The following is an 18986-nucleotide window of genomic DNA, read 5'->3' as shown; positions in this document are numbered from 1 at the left end:
TGCTTTATGTGTATTGCCGCAACCAGCTGCCAGTCAGTCTTCCAGATCATCAAACCCCCCATTGAATAAGCTGCCCAGCATGTCGGCGAAGCCGATACCGCCATTGAGGTAGTTTTTGCTGAGCTGCGAGTACTCCGCTAATCCATGTAGTACAAATTCCATGAGCAGCAATTGCTGGCTTTCGGCAAGTTTGGGATGCAGCTTTTTGACCAATGTGTGCAAGCCGGGAACCTGCATGAGTGTCTTTTTGTATTGGCTGTCAGAGAGGTGATCCGTCAGCTCGAGATGGTTTCCCAGCGTAAACCAGTCGATGACGGCGGAATAAGGGTTTTCGACTTTTGATTTTTTTGCCTTCTCAGGATGTGGAAAGTACTGCGTAAAGAGCGTTTTGACCGCAGATCCAATCAGTCGGTGCGCTACATGCACCGGGCCTTCCAGCTCACCTTCATATACCAGTTCGATCTTTCCGGTGATGGCAGGGATAATGCCTGCAAAGTCTGATAAGCGGGCTACAGTTTTCCGCTGGCCGGAAACGAGCATCCGCCGCTCAGCGGCGCTTATCAAGTTTTCATAGGCTGAAATGGTGAGCCGGGCCGATACCCCCGACTTTTGATCGATGAACTCACTTTGCCGCGCCTCGAACGCCACCTGTTCCACTAAATCTTTCAGCAAGCCATCGACATCGACAGCAGCTTGTTGCTCAGGTGTAATGCGAGCTTCCTGAAAGGTTATTTTACGGGAAATGTCTATATTTTTCGGATAATGGGTTAGAATTTGGCTTTCGATACGGTCTTTGAGCGGGGTAACAATGGCTCCCCGGTTGGTATAATCTTCCGGGTTCGCGGTAAACACAAACTGGATATCAAGGGGCAATCTAAGTTTGAAGCCCCGTATTTGGATGTCTTTTTCCTGCAACATATTGAAAAGGGCTACTTGGATTCGGGCTTGGAGGTCTGGCAGCTCGTTGATGACGAAAATGCCTCGGTGCGCTCTTGGAATCAATCCGAAGTGGATGACGCGTTCGTCATTATAGGTCAGTTTCATTGTGGCAGCCTTGATGGGATCGACATCGCCGACCAGGTCGGCTACGGTTACATCAGGTGTGGCTAGTTTTTCGGTGTAGCGTGCTGAACGGTGTAGCCAGGCAATGTGGGTGTCGTCGCCTTTCGTGTCAATCTCATGGCGGGCATACCATGAAATGGGCGCCAATGGATCGTCATACAGCTCACTCCCGGCGACATAAGGTACGTATTCATCCAGCAGGTGTATCATCAGACGTGCGATACGGGTTTTAGCCTGACCGCGCAGACCGAGCAACAGGATATTGTGCCGCGAGAGAATGGCTGTCTGTAGTTCAGGGATCACGGTGTCATCATATCCTACGATCCCTTGAAAACCTGCGTTGTTTTCCTGCAACTGCTTGATGAGGTTAGCTCTTAGTTCTTCTTTTACGCTTTTGGGTTGGTAACCGGTTTTTTTTAATTCGCCTAACGTCGTGATGTGGTCGGTGACCAGTGATCTGTGATCGGTATTCATTCGTTGTTTTTAGTTCTTGATTTTTGTTCTTGATTCATTAGGCCACTAATCACTTTAGTGTCTTTCTCCGGTTTCGGATGTAATCTTCGAAGATGTACTCACCCAGCCCTTGCAGTGAGCTATAAAAAGCTTTGCCTCCATTGGTCTCGGTAAACTGGCGGACGAATTGCTGTAAATACGGGTCTCGAGCGATCATGAAGGTGGTGATGGGTATATTGAGGCGCTTGCATTGAGCCGCCATGTTCAGTGTTTTGTTAACTACTTTGCGATCTAGCCCCACGCTGTTTTTGTAATAGCGCCCATGCTCTTTGAGACACGTTGGTTTGCCGTCTGTGATCATGAAGATCTGCTTGTTGTGCGTCTTACGCCTGCGCAACAGATCGGTGGCCAGTTCCAGCCCTGCCAGTGTATTGGTGTGGTAGGGGCCTACTTCCAGGTAAGGGAGGTCCTTGAGGCTAATAGGCCACGCGTCATTACCAAAGACGACAATGTCCAGCGTATCTTTCGGGTAGCGGGTTCGGATAAGCTCTGCCAATGCCATGGCTACTTTCTTGGCCGGCGTGATGCGGTCTTCGCCATAGAGGATCATGCTGTGTGATATGTCGATCATCAACACGGTAGATGTCAAAGTCTTATAGTCTCGCTCCTCGACTTCCAGATCGCGTTCAGTAAGCAAAAAATTCCCGATGCCATGATTGACCTGAGCGTTGTGGATGGATGTGGTCATGTCGATCTGATCAAGGCTATCACCGTATTGGTATTCGCGCCGGTCCGCATTTTTTTCATCGCCCAACCCCGAAAAATTGGTGTTGTGGTTGCCCTGGCTGGTTTTGCGGAGTTTGCCGAAAATCTCTTCCAGTGCTGACTGGCGGATGGTTTGCTCACTCTTGGCGGTGATGCGCAATTGCCCGGCAGATGGATCGTCGGTTAGGTAGCCTTTGTCTTTGAGCTCTTGGATAAAGTCGCCGATGCCATAATTGTCATCGGTAAGGTTATATTGCTTATCCAATTCGTTGAGCCAAGCCAACGCTTCTACGGCATCACCTGCCGTGTATTGCAGCAACTGCATAAAAAGGTTCAATAGCTCATCGAATCCCCCCTTGGGCAGGCTAGATGGGGTGTATGGTGAAAAATGGTAACCGCGCATGTTTTCCTGTCAAATCATTAATTTGTTTACCCCTGCTTCGTTTTGGTGATTAGTCGCTAAAAATCGTTTTCACAAGGGTACCAAATCGAGCAGGAAATCTACTACTATTTCCTATATTTACAAAAACATAGCTAGTCAATTATTGTTTCTCGTTCACACTTGCAGTTCTGTTTATGAAATCGGTTTGGAAATGGGTAATTGGCATTGCGGTTTGTTTGCTGACTGTCATCGCGATAGGAGCGTGGTATCTAAGCCGGCATTGGAAACCCATACTGGATGCTCGAATCAAAGAAGCAATCATCAGCTCCACCGATAGCCTTTACCTGATCGCTTATGACGATTTAAAATTCAATCTGATTACCGGCCATGCCTCGATTAAAAACTTACGCCTAACGGTGGATACCAACAGGTACGCAGTGATGGAGCTCGAACGGCAGGCCCCTGACAATGTTTACAACATGAGTATCGAAAATTTACGGATCAGGCGCTTCTATCCAAGGGATGTTTTGTCTGACCGGCGGTTGCGGATAGACGACATCATTATTGACACGCCAACCATTCATGTGGTCAATACCTATCACGCCTACAACGATACCTTAACAACCAAGCGTGATACGCGGACGCTGTACCAACGGATATCTAGCATACTCACCGAAGTCAGCGTAAGCAATATCCACTTCAACGGTATTCAGTTTAGATTTTCCAAGCGAACGGACTCCACGATGAATGAAACGGTTTTGCAAAACTTAAATGTAAAAGTAAGTGACATCCTGATTGATTCGGTTTCCCAATTTGACACTACCCGATTCTACCATACGCGGGCTATTGAAGTGGATATGCCCGGATTCAGGTATGAGACTCCAGATAGTTTTTACTACATCAGTTTTGACCACCTTCAGATAGCAACTCTGTATAGACAACTAACGTTGACCGGGCTGACTTACGCCCCCCGGATGAGCAAAGCTGAGTTTTACAAGCGAAAACAGGCAGCCAAGGATATGGCCGTTATAGCGTTCCCATCCATACGCTTGGAGGGCGTCGATTTTCAGCGATTTGTAGATCATAATCAGCTTTATGCCGGAAGCTTACATATCGACAGCGGCACGGTGGCCATCTCCAATGATTTGCGGTATCCGAAGCAGCCCACGGACAAGATTGGCAAGTCTCCTCATCAGCTGTTGCAGAACATACGGCAGCCGCTAAAGATCGACTCCGTGGTATTGAAGGATGTGTACATCAGCTATGCTGAAGTGGGCCGCAAGTATAAAAAAGAAGGAAAAATTACGTTTGACCGCACAAGCGGCGTGTTCAGGAACGTCACGAATGACTCCCTCGCCTTAGTGCATAACAAGACGATGGAAGCCGATCTGACGACCTACTTGATGAACTCCGGCAAATTGAATATGGTATTTGCCTTTGACATGTTGGACGAACGAGGGGCGTATACCTATAGGGGAAAGCTTGGTGCCATGGATGGGAGGCCACTTAACCGCATTATAACCCCCTTACTAAATGCGGAAATTGCCAGTGCAACTATCAGATTCGTAAGTTTCGATGTTCAGGCTGACGATCGCCGTTCGCGGGGATCCTTGCGCTTTAATTATGATAACATGCGGTTACACTTGCTAACCGCGGATGACAATGCGAAAAGCTCCTCCATGCGGGTGGCCTCTTTTTTGGCAAACAGTTTTATTATCAATGATAGCAATCCGGACGCCAACGGGAAATACCACAGAGGCCGAATCAATTACACGCGCCCGCGAACAGCGTCTTTTTTCAAAATGCTCTGGCAAAGCTTGGCTCAAGGTATCAAAGAATGCGCTGGCATTAGCCCCGAGCGAGAACGGCGGCTGTTGAATGCGGCCGAAGAGGCCAAAAAGGCGTCTGAAAAAACAGGCGACTTTTTCCGGCGAATATTCAAGAAACGGAGTGAGGGGACGCAGTAGCAGCGCATAAGCTTGGCTCAGTCAGCCAGTTCCAACACCACCGGACAATGGTCCGAGTGTATAGCTTCCGGCATCAGCGACGCGTGGAGCAGGCAGTGTTCGAGCGACTTGCTGACCATGTTGTAATCGATACGCCAACCAAGGTTTCTGGCGCGGGCGTTCGCCCGGAATGTCCACCAGGTGTAATGATGCGGTTCGGGATGGAGGTGGCGGAATGAATCGATGAACCCCGAATTTATAAAGTTTTCCAACCATTCGCGTTCGGCAGGAAGAAATCCCGATGATTTTGCGTTGCTAATCGGATTATGGATATCAATAGGTCGGTGACAAATGTTGTAGTCGCCACAAATAACCAGGTTTGGCAGCGACTCGCGCAGCCGGTCGCTGTACCATTGGAAGTCGTCAAGGAACCGGTATTTGAACGCTTGCCGCACTTCACCGGTAGTACCCGATGGGAAATAGGCGCTCATGACCGAAAGGGTGTCAAAATCAACGCGGATCATACGTCCTTCACGGTCATAGTCTTCGTGGCCGCAGCCATACGCCACATGCTTAGGGCTGATCCGGGTGAGGATAGCCGTGCCGCTATACCCCTTTTTTACTGCCGGGAACCAATAGTGTTCATAGCCCAGCTGTTCAATCTGGAGTAGCTCAAGCAATTGGTCGGGCGTAGCTTTGATCTCCTGTAAGCACACCACATCGGCATCGGTGATTTTTAGCCACGTTAGCCAGTCTTTGCGCATTGCCGCACGGATACCGTTGACGTTGTAACTAACGATTTTCATCCCGTCAGTATCAATACTTTGGCCTGAATAAGTCCAAAAACTTGCTGAAGAGCCCATTGCGCGGCTTCAGCCCGGCTTGTTCGCGTTCCAGGTTGATAGCTTCCCGGCGGGTGAGCAAGACCATATCCATGTGCTGGTCGTCTATAGGGCGGTCAAACCGATCGGTTTCTACGGCGGCAATGCGATCAACGACATCAATACCCGAAATGAGTTCGCCAAATACGGTGTAGCTTTGATCGAGATGAGGTGTGCCGCCGAGCGTTTTGTATACTTCCCGTTGGTGGGGTGGTATTTTCCGCCCACCGAGCCGTAATTGTTCCAAGCTGTCCAACCCCCTGTCCGTAAACGTACGCCCTTGCACTAGATAAAACTGGGACCCGCTGGACGCTTTTTCCGGGTTGTCATCACGCGCTGCGCCAATAACGCCTTTCTTGTGAAAGAGACTATCGCTAAATTCGGCAGGAATGGTGTAGCCCGGCCCGCCTTCGCCCAGCCGCTGCTTTTCGGCGGCATACCGCGAACTGGGGTCGCCACCCTGAATCATGAAATTCTGAATGACCCGGTGGAACAACAGGTCTTTGTAATACCCCTCACGCACCAGCTTGACAAAGTTGTCGCGGTGTAAAGGAGTTTCGTCATACAGCTTTAGCAGGCATTCGCCCCGGGAGGTAATAATTCGCACGTATTTATTTGGTGGAGCAGCAGCATAGAGCGCAGTTTGAAAGGCGATGAGCGCCGTAATAAGCAGCAAATGTTTCATTTAACTATTTGGTTTTTCTTATTATGTGTGTTGATCAATTGTTGTAGATGGTGAACCATAAGCACGGTGCACTGCTTGTGCTCATGGGCTATGGAGCGCATCTTCGAAGTAATCAATAATCAGCGACTTAATGATCATTTCTTGCTCCAGCAGCGTGTAGTTGGGGATCGGCTTAATAAGGCGCCAATGGGGCCAGCCGTCTTGGTCTATTCCTTCCAGTTCGTAGAAACCCATAGCGCTGAAGAGGCGGCATGTAGCAATATGCATTAATTCTTCCTTCTGCCGCTTGTTGAATTTCATGGGCCCCTTGCCCAGTTCTTGGACCCCGATGAGAAACAGCATTACTTTGATGTCAGGTTTCTCCGTTTCAAAACGATCTGCTGTTTTCGCTTGCAACTCAGCCCATTTCTTATTAATTACGGACGCATTCATTCCTACAAAGATACATTTTTTTTAGTAGCGGATAGCCAGTAGATACGCTTCCATAGGTTCATGATAAGACTCGTTAATGGGTAGGAGATCAAAAGTTGATGAGTGGCGGTAATGCTGTGGAATAACTTCCACATTATGGGGAGTAATGTCAGCGCGTTCGAGGCGAACCAATGCGGCGGATTGATAGTGGGGTATTTAGAGTCGCATGCTGTTTGTCTAAATATCAGTAAGTTATAAGTTGAGGTTAGCAAATAGGGTCCTCAGCGTTGGCACGTCTTCTTATTGGCACGATATTGCTATAACGATAAGCATCTTAGAAAGTAACGGTAAATTACTTCGTATAGTATGAACTGTTTGTTTTAGTATCTGGAAAGGCGTCGCTTCGGTGGCGCTTTTTTATTTAACAGTTTTTAATACCTCGATCAGCTCCCGACATCGAGTTTCTATTAGCTGATATACCGGCTCAAATAGCCCGTCGTCATAATAGGGGTCTGGTACTTCCTTATCTTCCATAAAAAGCCGGATGCGTGAGCGTTGTGCAGGCGTTTGGGCTAGGGCAAGTACATTGCGGAGATTGGAGCGATCCATGGTGAAAATGAGGTCAAACGTGTCGAGGTGACCGCTGTGAAGTTGCTGGGCACATTGCCTGCTAATATCGATACCGTATCGTTTAGCTACAGCTATCGCACGCGGATCGGGCGGATATCCGACATGCCAGCCGCCAGTGCCGGCCGAGTCGATATACCAATTAAGGCCTTCCCCTTCGACCAGGTGCTGCATCACGCCATGCGCCAGGGGCGAGCGGCAGATGTTTCCCAAGCAGACCATCAGTATTTTCATCGTCGCGCAAAACTATGAATTTTGGTCAAAATTGCAGTGTAAAGGTGCTGCCTTTTCCTTCTTCGCTGTGTACGAGAATATTTCCACCATGAAGCAGCATAATTTGCTTGCTGAGTGTAAGGCCAACTCCGCTGCCTGTTTTGCGGGTAGTGAAAAACGGGATAAAAATATTTTCAAGCAAATCGGATGGGATGCCTTTACCGTTGTCCGTTACTTTTATTTGCGGCCTGCCATCATGGGCCGAAGCAAAAAGAGAAATGTACGGATTGGGTGTTTCCTTGACCGCTTCCATGGCGTTAAGCAAAAGATTGATCAGCACCTGTTCGATGAGGTTGACGTCGAGCTCAAGTTGTAGCTGAGTGTCTTTCAGAATGATGTCCAATTCGATGTTCTTTTGGACAAGCGAAGGCTCCATAAGTTGGTAAAGGTTTTCAAGGAGGTCGGCGGCGTATACCTTAGTCAGGTTGGGGCGTTCGATTTTGTTCAACGAACGATACGTGCCGGCGAATCTGAGCAAGCCTTCGCTTCTGCGTTTGATGGTTTCGGTACCCAGCCGTATGTCTTCCAGCTCCTCATTCTTCGGCAAGTTGTCCAGACGGCTCTTTAGGGTGTCGGCGAGCGACGATATCGGGGCAATGGAATTCATGATTTCATGCGTGAGGACGCTCAGCAGCTTTTGCCAGGCTTTCGCCTCCGTCTCGTCAATTGCTTCATTGACGTTTTGATAAACGATAAGTTGGAATTTCCCTTCTGGTGTCTGAAAGTGGCTGGCGGTGAGCAGCAATTTGATGTTCCCTTTTGCGGAATTGGCATTGAGCAGGGTCTGTTCGCCGGGGACTAATTGTGTGGTTTTTTCGTAGAGGTCAGCATTCTTGCGCTGAAGTGCTGAAAAACGGTGCAAATAAGGGATACCAAACAGCTTTTTAAATGCATCATTCATCCAAACGACTTCATGGGTATCCATATTGTAGGACAGGATGGCGGTGTCTACAATTTGCAATATTTGGTTTAGGTATTGGTATTGGGTTTCCCGCTCACTGCTGATTTTTTTGAAGACTGCGTTTATTTCGTTGAAAGCACTCCGAAGAGGGAGCAGCTCGGCACGGGCATAGCTCAGGGGGAAATAGCGTGTAAAATCACGATAACGTGCTGCTTCGGCAAACTCTTCAAGTTCCCGATAGGCACGCAGTTGCGAACGAAAATTGAGTGTAAGTATCCATATGCATAGAGGGGCCAGTAGCAATGCATAGAGATACTGCCGATGGAACAGCAAATAGGCCAAGCCCGTCAAAGCCATCAAAAGCAATACCGCCCGGAAAAAGATCAACCGCCTGAACCGCCGCATCCCTAGATATCATATTTGCTTAACCTTCTGTATAGGGCAGTACGTGTGATGCCGAGTTCTTTGGCAGCTTTGCTGATGTTTCCCCCGTGTTTTTCCACTACGTTTGCGATGGTCAAGCGTTCAAGCTCAATCAAGTTGTGCTCTTCCGGCGCGCCGAGTCGGCCATGGGGCGGCGCTTGTTCGATGGCCGAAAAGATAATATCCCCTGATCCGAGGGTTTCGCCATCGGCCATAATCACGGCCCGTTCGATGCTGTACTGGAGTTCGCGCACATTGCCTGGATAGTGGTATTTGAGCAGCTTCTGCTCAGCATTTTTATCGAAGCCTACGGTTGACTTCATGTATTTCTGCGCGTATCGATGCAAAAAGTGATTGGCCAATAGCAGGATATCGTCTCCCCGCTCTCGTAAAGGCGGTACTTGAATATCTACCGTATTGATCCGATAGATCAGGTCTTTTCGGAAGCGGCTTTCGTTGGCTAGCTCGGTGAGTGGCACATTGGTTGCGCAGACCAGCCGGATGTCTACAGGAACCGGTGTGTTGCTGCCAAGAGGGATGACTTGCCTGTTTTGCAGCACGCTCAGCAGCTTGGCCTGTTGCTGAAGGGAAATGTTGCCGATTTCATCAAGGAAGAGTGTGCCCCCATTTGCTGCTTCGAAGCGGCCTGCCCGATCTTCCCGTGCATCGGTAAATGCACCTTTTTTGTGGCCGAAGAGTTCGCTTTCAAACAGGCTTTCGGTCAATGCGCCCACGTCTACCTTTACGAGTGGTTTGCTGCTACGGTTGGATTGCCGGTGGATAGCCGCCGCGATAAGGTCCTTGCCAGTGCCGTTCTCGCCAAGCACCAGTATATTGGCGTCGGTAGGGGCTATCTTGCTGATTTTATAACGTAGATCCTGCATCATTCCAGACTCTCCGATAAACTCAGGGTCGGCGGTGTTGTCAATACGCTCGGTTTTGCTGCGGTCTTTTTTCGATAGTAGTCCTGCAATTACTCCGATTAGTTGTTCATTTTGCCAGGGCTTGACTACAAAATCAGTAGCTCCCTGCTTTAGCGAAGTTACCGCTAAATCGATGGCGCCATAGGCTGTGATCATAACAACAGGCAAATCCGGTTTGCTGGCTTTTATGCGGTTCAGCCAATACAGCCCCTCGTTGCCGGTATTGATGGTGCTTTTAAAGTTCATATCCAGCAGTACCAAGTCAAGCGTTTCCTTAGCAAGTATGGCTGGAATTTGTTCAGGACTGTGTTCAGTGATAATTTTACCGGTCTGTTGTTTAAGCAATAGGCGTACAGCGGTCAGGACATCCGGATCATCGTCTACCACTAAAATGTGAGCGTGCTTCATATGAATTGCTGAGTGGAATCATTATGTAAAGCTACAATTAATGCGGCTACCCTCAAAAAAATGAAAAAAAATTTTGAATGTCATTTAACAGCACTATATTTGCAAACCCAAAACAAAGGGAGCTTAGCTCAGCTGGTTCAGAGCACCTGCCTTACAAGCAGGGGGTCACTGGTTCGAACCCAGTAGCTCCCACCAATCAAAAAGCCGTTTTCTTGCAGGAAAGCGGCTTTTTTTATTTGGTCGAAATTTATTTTCGTGTGGCCTGGAACCGAGCTAATCAGGTCAAAGTTAGCGCACGCCGAAAAGTCAAGTTTAACGGATTGCCTTGGTAGGTTTGGCTCGGTTCGCTGCCCGGCTGTGCCGGGCTGGCTGAACAACAGAAACAGCAAACGAAGACAACGGATAAAAAGACGGCTTTGATATAGCGGATCATTGCCGAATAATATCTGCTCTCATGTGGTCAGGGCAGCGTCACTTCCTTTAGAGGAGTACCTCCATCAATATATAATTTCCCGTTTTTGGTCAACGCTTTTGCGATTTTTGATAATGCGCGGGCTTCAATTTCAGGATGCCGGCCGTCTAATGCGCCGACGCGTATGGCAAACGCGATGTGAAACGGCTCTTCACCATTCGCGAGCACAAAATCTTCAATGGCGACCTGCCGGAAGGAAAGCCTCTTGGACGTAATTTCATTTTGCGAGCCTGCAATGGCTTGCTGGATGGCCTTTGCAGAACGGTCAATCGCTAAAATGTGCCCACTGCCGATACGTTTTGACACCTCTCTGGCTGCTGCCCCTGGTCCACAACCAATCTCAAGGACCCGGATGCCATTGAACAAAGGGAGTGCATCCACGGCCTCTGTAAGCCGTTTTGATAGTTTAGTCGTCATTTTCTCAGTTGAAAAATGAAAAGCCTGCATTTTGATTTATCAACGTAGTTGTCCGCTTTGTATTGCTGGTCGGAGGCAAAAAATACGGCCCTAATCATAAAACTTCCATGCAATCCCTACGCGGAGATTGGCATTGCCCATAGGATACCTGCGTACCGTATAATATCCTGCTGGCCAAATATGCTGGTTGACGAAATTATAGCTGAGGAACAAGTTGGCGCGTTTGAGCGTTGCCGTTGTCCAGACATCCACAATCGGATAGCTGGAAAATTCAATACCTACGTTGTCATTGTAGAACTGGCCGATATTGATGGCGTAGGATTGGGCTCGGAACGGTGTGTTGAAACGTACGTCGAGCCCGAGATTGAAATCGACGATCTTGTATAACAGTCCGTTGTAATATATGCTATGCCAAGTATATAGTTGGGGGATGGCGAGCACGTCATTATAGTCCGACTGTTGATAAACGGCGTGATTGTCTAAATGAAACCTGCCAAATGTAAAATTTTGGCTCGCCGTGAGCTTCAGAAGGTTAATATTATTTCCCAATTGGGTGGGCTCGATGACGCGAAGTAGACGCGCGTTTAGATTGTTGGGATTGGCCACTTCTTGGAAATAAAGGTGATTCGCAATCAGAAAGTACTCCGCTTTCCCCGAAAAGCCGAGCTGCCGGTTTTCATAGGCAAAAGAAAAGTTTGTGGTCTTCGTCTTTGCAAAGTCATGCATCCACTGGTGGTAGGTATAATTGACACGCTGGAAGAGCCATTCCGGTGATTTGTTTTGGGTATAGGCACCCATAGTTATTCGCCCGATGGTCTTGCTCAATAGGATATCTGCGGAGGCTTCATACAGGTAATCGCCAAAGTTGGCTCCCTGCACAATTTGGTTTAGATTTCCGGTAACGCTGATTCGGTCGCTGAATCGGTACCCAATGCCTACCTTCAACATGTTGTTCTGCAGGAATGTGTGATAGCCACGGTCCCTGTACCAGTGCATGTCGTGTTGGTAGCCGAGGTCTAGCTTCACTTCATTTTTGATAAAGGCCAGCGATTTTCCCCGCAGATAAAAACTGTATCCAAAATCGTTGGTAATGGTAGACACCCGGGTGGTGTCTTGCGCCAACACGTTGCCGCCAAAGGGGAAGGCTCCATGGATGTCCTCTTCGTTCTTATAAAATTGGAAATTGCGCATCCGAAGGCTGAGACTGTGCGACATTCGGTTGGTAGGAAGGAGCTGTTGCTCTGGTTTACCGGCATTGATGGTGTCCAAGCGCCCTACAAATAAACTTTGCCTCAGAAACAGGCTGTTATCACGCCAGGTATGCCTCGGACGTTCATCGCGTGTACCTACTAATCTGGTGGGTTCAGAGTTACTGGGCCGTCGGTCGATGTCGCGAAATACCGTGTCATTAAGTATGGAGCCGTTTTCGGTGGACGTAAGCCGGTTGAATACCACATTCGTCAACAAATTATAGCGATGGTTTTCCGATTCATACCAAGCAAAGAGTGCTGATTTGATATCATTATACCGCTGATTGTTGTAATAACCATCGGCCCGGGCTGCATGGAATTCGCCGCCAAGATTAAGCCGCGGATTGATGTTTTGGGTGACCTTCGCCCGGATAATCTGGTCGTCAAAAAAAAAGCCGACGTTGTATAGTTCCGAAAAGGGTGCGCGAGCACGGTAATATTTAATGGAATCCGACAGGTAGAGAAAGCGCTCTAAGCTGTGAAATCCGGGCTGGAAGCCAATGGTTTTATTGGGGACAAAAAGGAGGTCGCGCGTTGCCAATCCATAGCTTCCTAAATGAATAGTTGGGTTTCGTGGTTGGTTTTGTGGGTTGTAGTACTGAAAATTCTTGTGTAATGTGTCGATCTGGTAAGTAAACGTCCCTTGCTTCATCATGGCCAAAGTGGTGTAACGGATATACCTTGCCGTATAGATAACGGTGTCTTCCTTGCTATCTTCAGCCGCGCGCGCCGAGTCCAGTGCGCTACTAAACTCTTCCTCTTGCGCGAATAGCGCAGGTAAGAGCGCAAAAAAACACAGTAAGAGCAGCGAAATGCGCAGCAGTACCTTCATCACTGCAAAGCTACCAATTCTTTCAGTATTAATGTCATTTTCGGCTCGGCTGAAGAGGCCACTTTCATGATCCCAGCGATGGAAACCGGTTGGAGGTCTTCATGGAAGCCTTCGTCGGTAACCACCGAAATGGCAAAAACCCGTAGACCGATGTGGTTTGCCACGATCACTTCCGGTACAGTGCTCATGCCAACGATGTCTCCTCCGATCAGGCGCATATAGCGGTATTCTGCCCGTGTTTCAAGGTTAGGTCCAGGCGTAGATATGTATACCGCACGATGGACGGTAATCGCGTGCTGTTGCGCAATTTCGATGCCTTTACGGATCATGTCGATATCATAGGGCTGGCTCATGTCCGGAAACCTCGGTCCGAAGCGGCTATCATTAGCTCCCCGGAGCGGGTTGTCTGGCAACAGGTCGATGTGGTCGTCAATGATAGCTAGGTCCCCTTTTCGAATATTCGGGTTGAGGGAGCCGGAAGCGTTGGATACAAACAGCTTGCTTATGCCTAAGGCCTTCATCACTCGCACCGGGAAGGTGATCTGTTGCATGCTATACCCTTCATAGTAATGAAGGCGGCCCTGCATGGCCACGATGCGCCTGCCATTGAGCATACCGAAAATCAGCTGACCGGTATGGAATTCTACGGTTGAAATGGGAAAATTGGGTATATCGGCATACATCAGCTGATAGCTGACGTCGACTTCATCTACGAGCTTGCCTAACCCCGTACCTAGAATAATGCCATATTCAGGAATGAAATCGCCGATGCGGTGTTTGATAAATGAGGTGGTTTCTTCAATAAAATCGTACATAGTCATCAAAACTTATCTCAAACGTAAACTATTTTTTGGAATGGTCAAAAAACTACGCCCGCGTGTCATTCCCGTGATAAATGCTGAGGTAGCTTTCATAACGGCTCGATGCGATATATCCTTGGTGGAGCGCTGTCAGTACGGCGCAACCCGGTTCGTTGATATGCCGGCAGTCGTTGAAACGGCAATTATTTATCAGCTCCCGCATTTCAGGAAAGAAGTGGCTCAGCTCTTGCTGCTCAATATCGATGACGCCCAGCTCGCGGATGCCCGGGGTGTCGATGAGCCGTCCGCCAAACGGAAGCATAATCATTTCGGCAAACGTAGTGGTGTGCCTGCCTTTGTCAGACCAGTCTGAAATATCCGCCGTGCGCAGCTTCGCCTCCGGATGGATGGCGTTTATCAATGTGGATTTCCCGACACCGGAATGGCCGGAAATCAACGTAGTCTTGTCTTTGAATAACTCCTTAATGGCATCGGTATTCGTGCCTTCCAGGGCCGAAACTTCATAATACGGGTAGTTGATCGTTTGGTAAATGGATTCGTAATCGCGCAATACGGCAAGGCCTTCGTCACTAAAAAGGTCTAGCTTGTTGAAGATCAATCCGGCAGGAACGTCATACGCTTCGGCCGTGACCAAAAAGCGGTCGATAAACCCCAATGAAGTAAACGGCGAAGCTAAGGTGACAACCAAATACGCTTGGTCCAGGTTAGCGGCGATAATTTGAGCTTGCTTGGAAAGGTTTACCGACTTACGGATAATGTAATTTTTTCGTTCATGCAGTTGGGTGATGATCGCAGTGTCTTGGTCCGGTTCAAGGCTGAGATCCACCCAGTCGCCCACGGCGATAGGATTGGTGGTTTTAATGTCTTTGGTTCTGAACTTGCCTTTAATTCGGCTTTTATAGTTGCTGCCATTTTCGGCAAGCACCTCATACCAGCTTCCCGTTGATTTGGTGACCAGGCCTCTCATGCAACTAAACGATTAAGCATCAATGGATGTGCTGTCATTACCACAAAAGTCGGAAAAAAAACCACAATATCGTTATCTTTGTGTCATTACCAACATACAACTTGCGTGAAGAAACTGTTTCTTTTAGATGGTATGGCCTTGATTTACAGGGCTTATTTTGCATTGAGCAAAACGCCCCGGATTACTTCTACTGGCTTTAATACCTCAGCGATATTTGGGTTTGCTAATACGTTGCTGGAGCTGCTGCGAACCCAACAGCCGACACACATCGCGGTGGTATTTGATACCATGGCGCCAACTAACCGCCATGTTGAGTTTGAATCCTACAAGGCAAACAGGCAGGCTATTCCCGAAGATCTTGCTGCCGCCATTCCCTATGTTTATAAACTGGTTGAGGGGTTCAATATTCCACTAATTGCATTAGATGGTTATGAAGCTGATGACATCATTGGCACATTGGCGAAAGAGGCTGAGCGCAAAGGATACACGGTGTATTGCATGACACCTGACAAGGATTTCGGCCAGCTGGTGACAGACAATATCTTCATCTATAAGCCAGCACGTCTCGGAAATGGGGCCGAGACATTGGGGGTGGCGGAGATTCTGGAGAAGTGGGGCGTGTCGGATGTTAGGCAGGTTATTGATATCCTTGGCCTGTGGGGTGATTCGGTAGACAATATCCCGGGTATTCCGGGAATAGGCGAAAAAACAGCAAAAGATTTGATCAAACGTTTTGGCTCGATAGAGAACTTATTGGCCAACACGGACCAGCTTAAAGGCAAGCAACGTGAGAATGTAGAGACTTTTGCTGAGCAGGGACTGATCTCCAAAAAATTAGCGACCATTCAATTGGATGTGCCCATCGAACTGGATGAAGCAAAGCTGGAGCGGCGTGATCCGGATAGGGAAGCATTGGAGCCGCTGTTTGCAGAGTTGGAATTCCGGACATTGGGCAAACGTGTTTTCGGCGATGACTTCAACCTAGACGCTAAGTCGGCGAGCGGTACGCAGATGGATTTATTTGGCAATGCCATTGAAGGCAACAGGCAGGTAACCGCGATTACCGCGGCTGACTATACCCCCCCGCCTGCGGCGAAAAACGTCCACAACACAACACATGAGTATTTCTTGGCCAATACACCGCAGGCGCAGCAGGAATTGGCAGCCTTGTTGGCTGCCCAGCGTAGCTTTTGCTTTGATACGGAGACGACCGGTACCGATGCAAACACCGCCGATCTGGTGGGCCTGTCGTTTGCCATTGAGCCGGGCAAGGCGTGGTACGTGCCGGCCCCGTCCGACCGTGAAGAATGCCTTCGCATGTTAGGGTATTTTAAGCCCATATTTGAGGACGAGACGATCGAGAAGGTGGGGCAAAACACGAAATTTGATATCTTGTTACTGGCGCGCTATGGAATTATGGTAAGGGGCCTGCTGTTCGATACGATGCTTGCCCACTACCTTATCGATCCGGATACCCGCCATGGCATGGATGTATTAGCTGAAACTTACCTCGGCTATACACCCATACCGATCACCGATCTGATTGGGCCTAGGGGTAAAAATCAGGGTAATATGCAGGATGTAGACATAGAAGTCATCAAGGAATATGCTGCTGAGGATGCGGATATCACGCTCCAGCTGAAAGCTGCCTTTGAGCCGCTGCTGGAAAAGGCGGAAGCATCAGCACTTGCTCGCGATGTGGAGTTTCCGTTGGTACATGTGCTTGCCGATATGGAACAGTGCGGAGTTAACATCGACGTACCCGTACTCCGGCAGCTATCAGCATCCCTGGAAAAGGACATCGCCGCAATCGAGACGACGATCTATCAAAAGGCCGGCGTACGGTTCAATATCGCTTCTCCCAAGCAATTGGGAGAAGTGCTTTTTGAAAAACTGCAACTTGACCCAAAAGCAAAAAAGACCAAAACCGGACAATATAAAACCGGCGAAGATGTGCTCCTCGCACTGGCTGCGAAAAGCGATATTGTAAAGGATATTTTGGAATTCAGGCAGCTGCAGAAGCTCAAGTCGACCTACGTGGACGCATTGCCGATGATGATGAATCCGATCACGGGCCGTGTGCACACCTCGTACAACCAAGCCGTTGCAGCCACGGGAAGGCTGAGTTCTACCAACCCGAACCTGCAGAATATCCCTATTCGGACGGAACGCGGACGTGAAGTGCGCAAGGCGTTCATACCGAGGGATGAGGATCATGTGATCTTGTCCGCAGACTATTCGCAGATCGAATTGCGGTTGGTAGCCCATATGAGTGGCGATGAGGGCATGCTCGAGGCGTTTGCAAAAGGGCTGGATGTGCACCGTGCCACAGCAGCCAAGGTTTATGGCGTGCCGCTGGATGAGGTCACCTTAGCGCAACGGCGGAATGCAAAAGCGGTAAATTTCGGGATTATCTATGGTCAATCTGCCTTCGGGCTTTCGCAAAACCTTGGTATCCCACGCACGGAAGCAGCGCAGATCATTGAACAGTATTTTGCCCAATACCCGGGTATCAAAAGATATATGAACGATACGATTAATTTTGCTAAGGAGCACGGTTATGTTGAGACACTGCTCAAGCGGCGCCGGTACCTCAGGGACATCAATTCTGCTAACCAGACCGTGCGTGGATTTGCAGAGCGGAATGCGATTAACGCACCGATTCAGGGATCGGCTGCGGATATGATAAAAGTAGCGATGATCGGCATTCATAAGGGCATCAGGCAACATGGATTGCGCGGGAAAATGACCATGCAAGTACATGACGAGTTGGTGTTTGATGTTCCTAAAGCGGAGGTACCTGCGTTCAGGGAACTTGTTGAAAATCATATGAAGAATGCCCTGACCATGTCGGTGCCCATTGTGGTTGAACTTGGTGAGGGGCGCAATTGGCTCGAAGCACATTGATGAAGAGCATGAGGTTCAAACTGTTGATATACCTGTTGGTTGTGCCGTTTGTGGCATCTGCAATGCGCTTGGATACGGTGCCGGGCAAACCGGTTTATTACGAAAGCGCTACAAATGGTTTGACCAGATTCTATTATGACGATTATTACTTCCTGGCCGATAAAAATTGTCAGTTCAAGGCCATCGAACGCGTAGGGCGGTACGATTTCCAATTGCAAACCTTCGTCGGGGAATTTACCGATTTCAACCGTCATGGACGGGCCATCCTGACAGGCAGCTACCGGAACGGCGATAGACACGGTGATTATAAAGCCTACCATCCGAACGGGCAGCTGAAATGGGAGGTTTCTTATGATCGGGGCGCCCCTGCGGGCCTGTGGAAGTATTACTATCCTGATGGCAAGCCCTTGCTCGACGTAGCGTATCGGGATGGCGGTGTTTTTATCCTTAATTTCTGGGATCAGCGGGGCCGCCAGCGCGTAATCGACGGGAATGGAAGATACGAGTTTGCCGTGGAAAGCGAAGGATACAATGAATTTGGCTACATTCGTTACATTCGTAAGGGGAGAGTGGCAGATGGACGGCCCCACGGTACATGGGCAATCGAATACGTGTTTGCTGATGGTAAAAGCGAAGGCGCCGGCTACGAATATTACCGAAATGGCATTTTCGAAAATGGATACGAATTGTTCAAGGATGAAAGATTTTCTGACGGACCCAGATACCGGATATTGCCGGGTGATTTTTTTACCCGAGCCGAAGAGATGATCGGCAAAGCTTGTACCATTGATGAGTATAGTGGTTTCACAGGCTATTTGCGTAAACACCTCGAAGAATGGTTCGAGGGCGCGGTGGACACGATGCTAGACCCAATAAAACTCGAATTTACTGTAGTCGTAAAACAAAACGGCGAACCGGGGAGAGTCGAAATGATAAACACGTTTAGTCACAGGCGGTACCGGGATTTGCTTCAGGAAGCACTTAGCCGGGTAGATTTTTGGTTTCCTTCCTACGCGGATGGTGCGTACATCGAAGACAAGCTTACCGTCGCCGTGGAGGTTTTTCCGGACCTTGCCGAACGCAAATTGAGGTTCTTTGACCTTGATATACGGCGCGAAAAGGGGATATAACGGTTGCGATTGATATCCAATTCTTCTCCGTATATTTGTTGCCTATTAAG

General features: G+C 48.8%; 15 protein-coding genes and 1 tRNA gene. 4 read left to right on the top strand and 12 right to left on the bottom strand.

The window, feature by feature from the left end; all coding sequences use genetic code 11:
• Positions 1 to 33: 33 nt before the first annotated feature.
• Positions 34 to 1536: a sigma 54-interacting transcriptional regulator gene (locus ACFOET_RS20565; protein WP_379026246.1), complete on the bottom strand. Its 1503-nt coding sequence runs from the start codon at positions 1534 to 1536 to the stop codon at positions 34 to 36.
• 49 nt (positions 1537 to 1585) lie between these two features.
• Positions 1586 to 2683, bottom strand: a complete 1098-nt coding sequence (locus ACFOET_RS20560) for a vWA domain-containing protein (RefSeq protein WP_379026244.1) — start codon at positions 2681 to 2683, stop codon at positions 1586 to 1588.
• 173 nt (positions 2684 to 2856) lie between these two features.
• Between ACFOET_RS20560 and ACFOET_RS20555 the strand changes: the two genes are divergently transcribed.
• On the top strand, positions 2857 to 4629 hold the full coding sequence (locus ACFOET_RS20555) for an AsmA family protein (RefSeq protein ID WP_379026242.1): 1773 nt from the start codon (positions 2857 to 2859) through the stop codon (positions 4627 to 4629).
• A gap of 17 nt (positions 4630 to 4646) precedes the next feature.
• Here the strand turns inward: ACFOET_RS20555 and ACFOET_RS20550 are convergent, their stop codons facing one another.
• The 6 genes from ACFOET_RS20550 to ACFOET_RS20525 all read right to left on the bottom strand — a co-directional run bounded on the left by ACFOET_RS20550 (position 4647) and on the right by ACFOET_RS20525 (position 10140).
• Positions 4647 to 5414, bottom strand: coding sequence for an exodeoxyribonuclease III (locus ACFOET_RS20550; RefSeq protein ID WP_379026240.1), 768 nt, complete (start codon positions 5412 to 5414; stop codon positions 4647 to 4649).
• 10 nt (positions 5415 to 5424) lie between these two features.
• Positions 5425 to 6174 carry a peptidylprolyl isomerase gene (locus ACFOET_RS20545; RefSeq protein WP_379026238.1) on the bottom strand — a complete coding sequence of 250 codons (750 nt, stop codon included), beginning with the start codon at positions 6172 to 6174 and terminating at the stop codon, positions 5425 to 5427.
• A gap of 81 nt (positions 6175 to 6255) precedes the next feature.
• Positions 6256 to 6606 (bottom strand): hypothetical protein, encoded by a 351-nt coding sequence (locus tag ACFOET_RS20540; RefSeq protein ID WP_379026236.1) that lies wholly within the window; start codon positions 6604 to 6606, stop codon positions 6256 to 6258.
• A 396-nt stretch (positions 6607 to 7002) separates the two neighbouring features.
• Positions 7003 to 7446, bottom strand: coding sequence for a low molecular weight protein-tyrosine-phosphatase (locus ACFOET_RS20535; protein ID WP_379026234.1), 444 nt, complete (start codon positions 7444 to 7446; stop codon positions 7003 to 7005).
• Between the two features lie 25 nt (positions 7447 to 7471).
• Positions 7472 to 8791 carry a sensor histidine kinase gene (locus ACFOET_RS20530; protein ID WP_379026232.1) on the bottom strand — a complete coding sequence of 440 codons (1320 nt, stop codon included), beginning with the start codon at positions 8789 to 8791 and terminating at the stop codon, positions 7472 to 7474.
• Positions 8792 to 8793: 2 nt separating this feature from the next.
• The gene (locus tag ACFOET_RS20525; protein ID WP_379026230.1) at positions 8794 to 10140 is read right to left on the bottom strand and encodes a sigma-54-dependent transcriptional regulator; all 1347 of its coding nucleotides are present in this window, start codon (positions 10138 to 10140) and stop codon (positions 8794 to 8796) included.
• Between the two features lie 117 nt (positions 10141 to 10257).
• On the opposite strand from ACFOET_RS20525, the gene ACFOET_RS20520 reads away from it, so the two are divergent.
• Positions 10258 to 10335: transfer RNA gene (locus ACFOET_RS20520), tRNA-Val, on the top strand.
• Between the two features lie 265 nt (positions 10336 to 10600).
• On the opposite strand, the gene ACFOET_RS20515 is transcribed toward ACFOET_RS20520, so the two are convergent.
• The 4 genes from ACFOET_RS20515 to rsgA all read right to left on the bottom strand — a co-directional run bounded on the left by ACFOET_RS20515 (position 10601) and on the right by rsgA (position 14899).
• Positions 10601 to 11029 (bottom strand): class I SAM-dependent methyltransferase, encoded by a 429-nt coding sequence (locus ACFOET_RS20515; RefSeq protein ID WP_379026228.1) that lies wholly within the window; start codon positions 11027 to 11029, stop codon positions 10601 to 10603.
• 90 nt (positions 11030 to 11119) lie between these two features.
• Positions 11120 to 13111: a putative porin gene (locus ACFOET_RS20510; RefSeq protein WP_379026226.1), complete on the bottom strand. Its 1992-nt coding sequence runs from the start codon at positions 13109 to 13111 to the stop codon at positions 11120 to 11122.
• Positions 13111 to 13926: a purine-nucleoside phosphorylase gene (locus ACFOET_RS20505; protein ID WP_379026571.1), complete on the bottom strand. Its 816-nt coding sequence runs from the start codon at positions 13924 to 13926 to the stop codon at positions 13111 to 13113. The genes ACFOET_RS20510 and ACFOET_RS20505 overlap by 1 nt, the downstream gene beginning before the upstream one ends.
• Before the next feature lie 52 nt (positions 13927 to 13978).
• Positions 13979 to 14899 (bottom strand): ribosome small subunit-dependent GTPase A, encoded by a 921-nt coding sequence (gene rsgA / locus ACFOET_RS20500; protein ID WP_379026224.1) that lies wholly within the window; start codon positions 14897 to 14899, stop codon positions 13979 to 13981.
• A gap of 105 nt (positions 14900 to 15004) precedes the next feature.
• On the opposite strand from rsgA, the gene polA reads away from it, so the two are divergent.
• Together polA and ACFOET_RS20490 are read left to right on the top strand one after the other, a co-directional pair.
• Entirely contained in the window at positions 15005 to 17806 is a 2802-nt protein-coding gene (gene polA, locus ACFOET_RS20495; protein WP_379026222.1) for a DNA polymerase I, read from the top strand.
• An 8-nt stretch (positions 17807 to 17814) separates the two neighbouring features.
• Complete coding sequence (locus tag ACFOET_RS20490; protein ID WP_379026221.1) at positions 17815 to 18936, top strand: toxin-antitoxin system YwqK family antitoxin; 1122 nt, start codon at positions 17815 to 17817, stop codon at positions 18934 to 18936.
• The last annotated feature ends 50 nt before the right edge of the window (positions 18937 to 18986 follow it).

Origin of the sequence: Parapedobacter deserti, from assembly GCF_042646065.1 — a bacterium.
Lineage (GTDB): Bacteria > Bacteroidota > Bacteroidia > Sphingobacteriales > Sphingobacteriaceae > Parapedobacter > Parapedobacter deserti.
The sequence above is the reverse complement of the archived record's forward strand: the minus strand, read 5'-3'. Positions and strand labels throughout refer to the sequence as shown.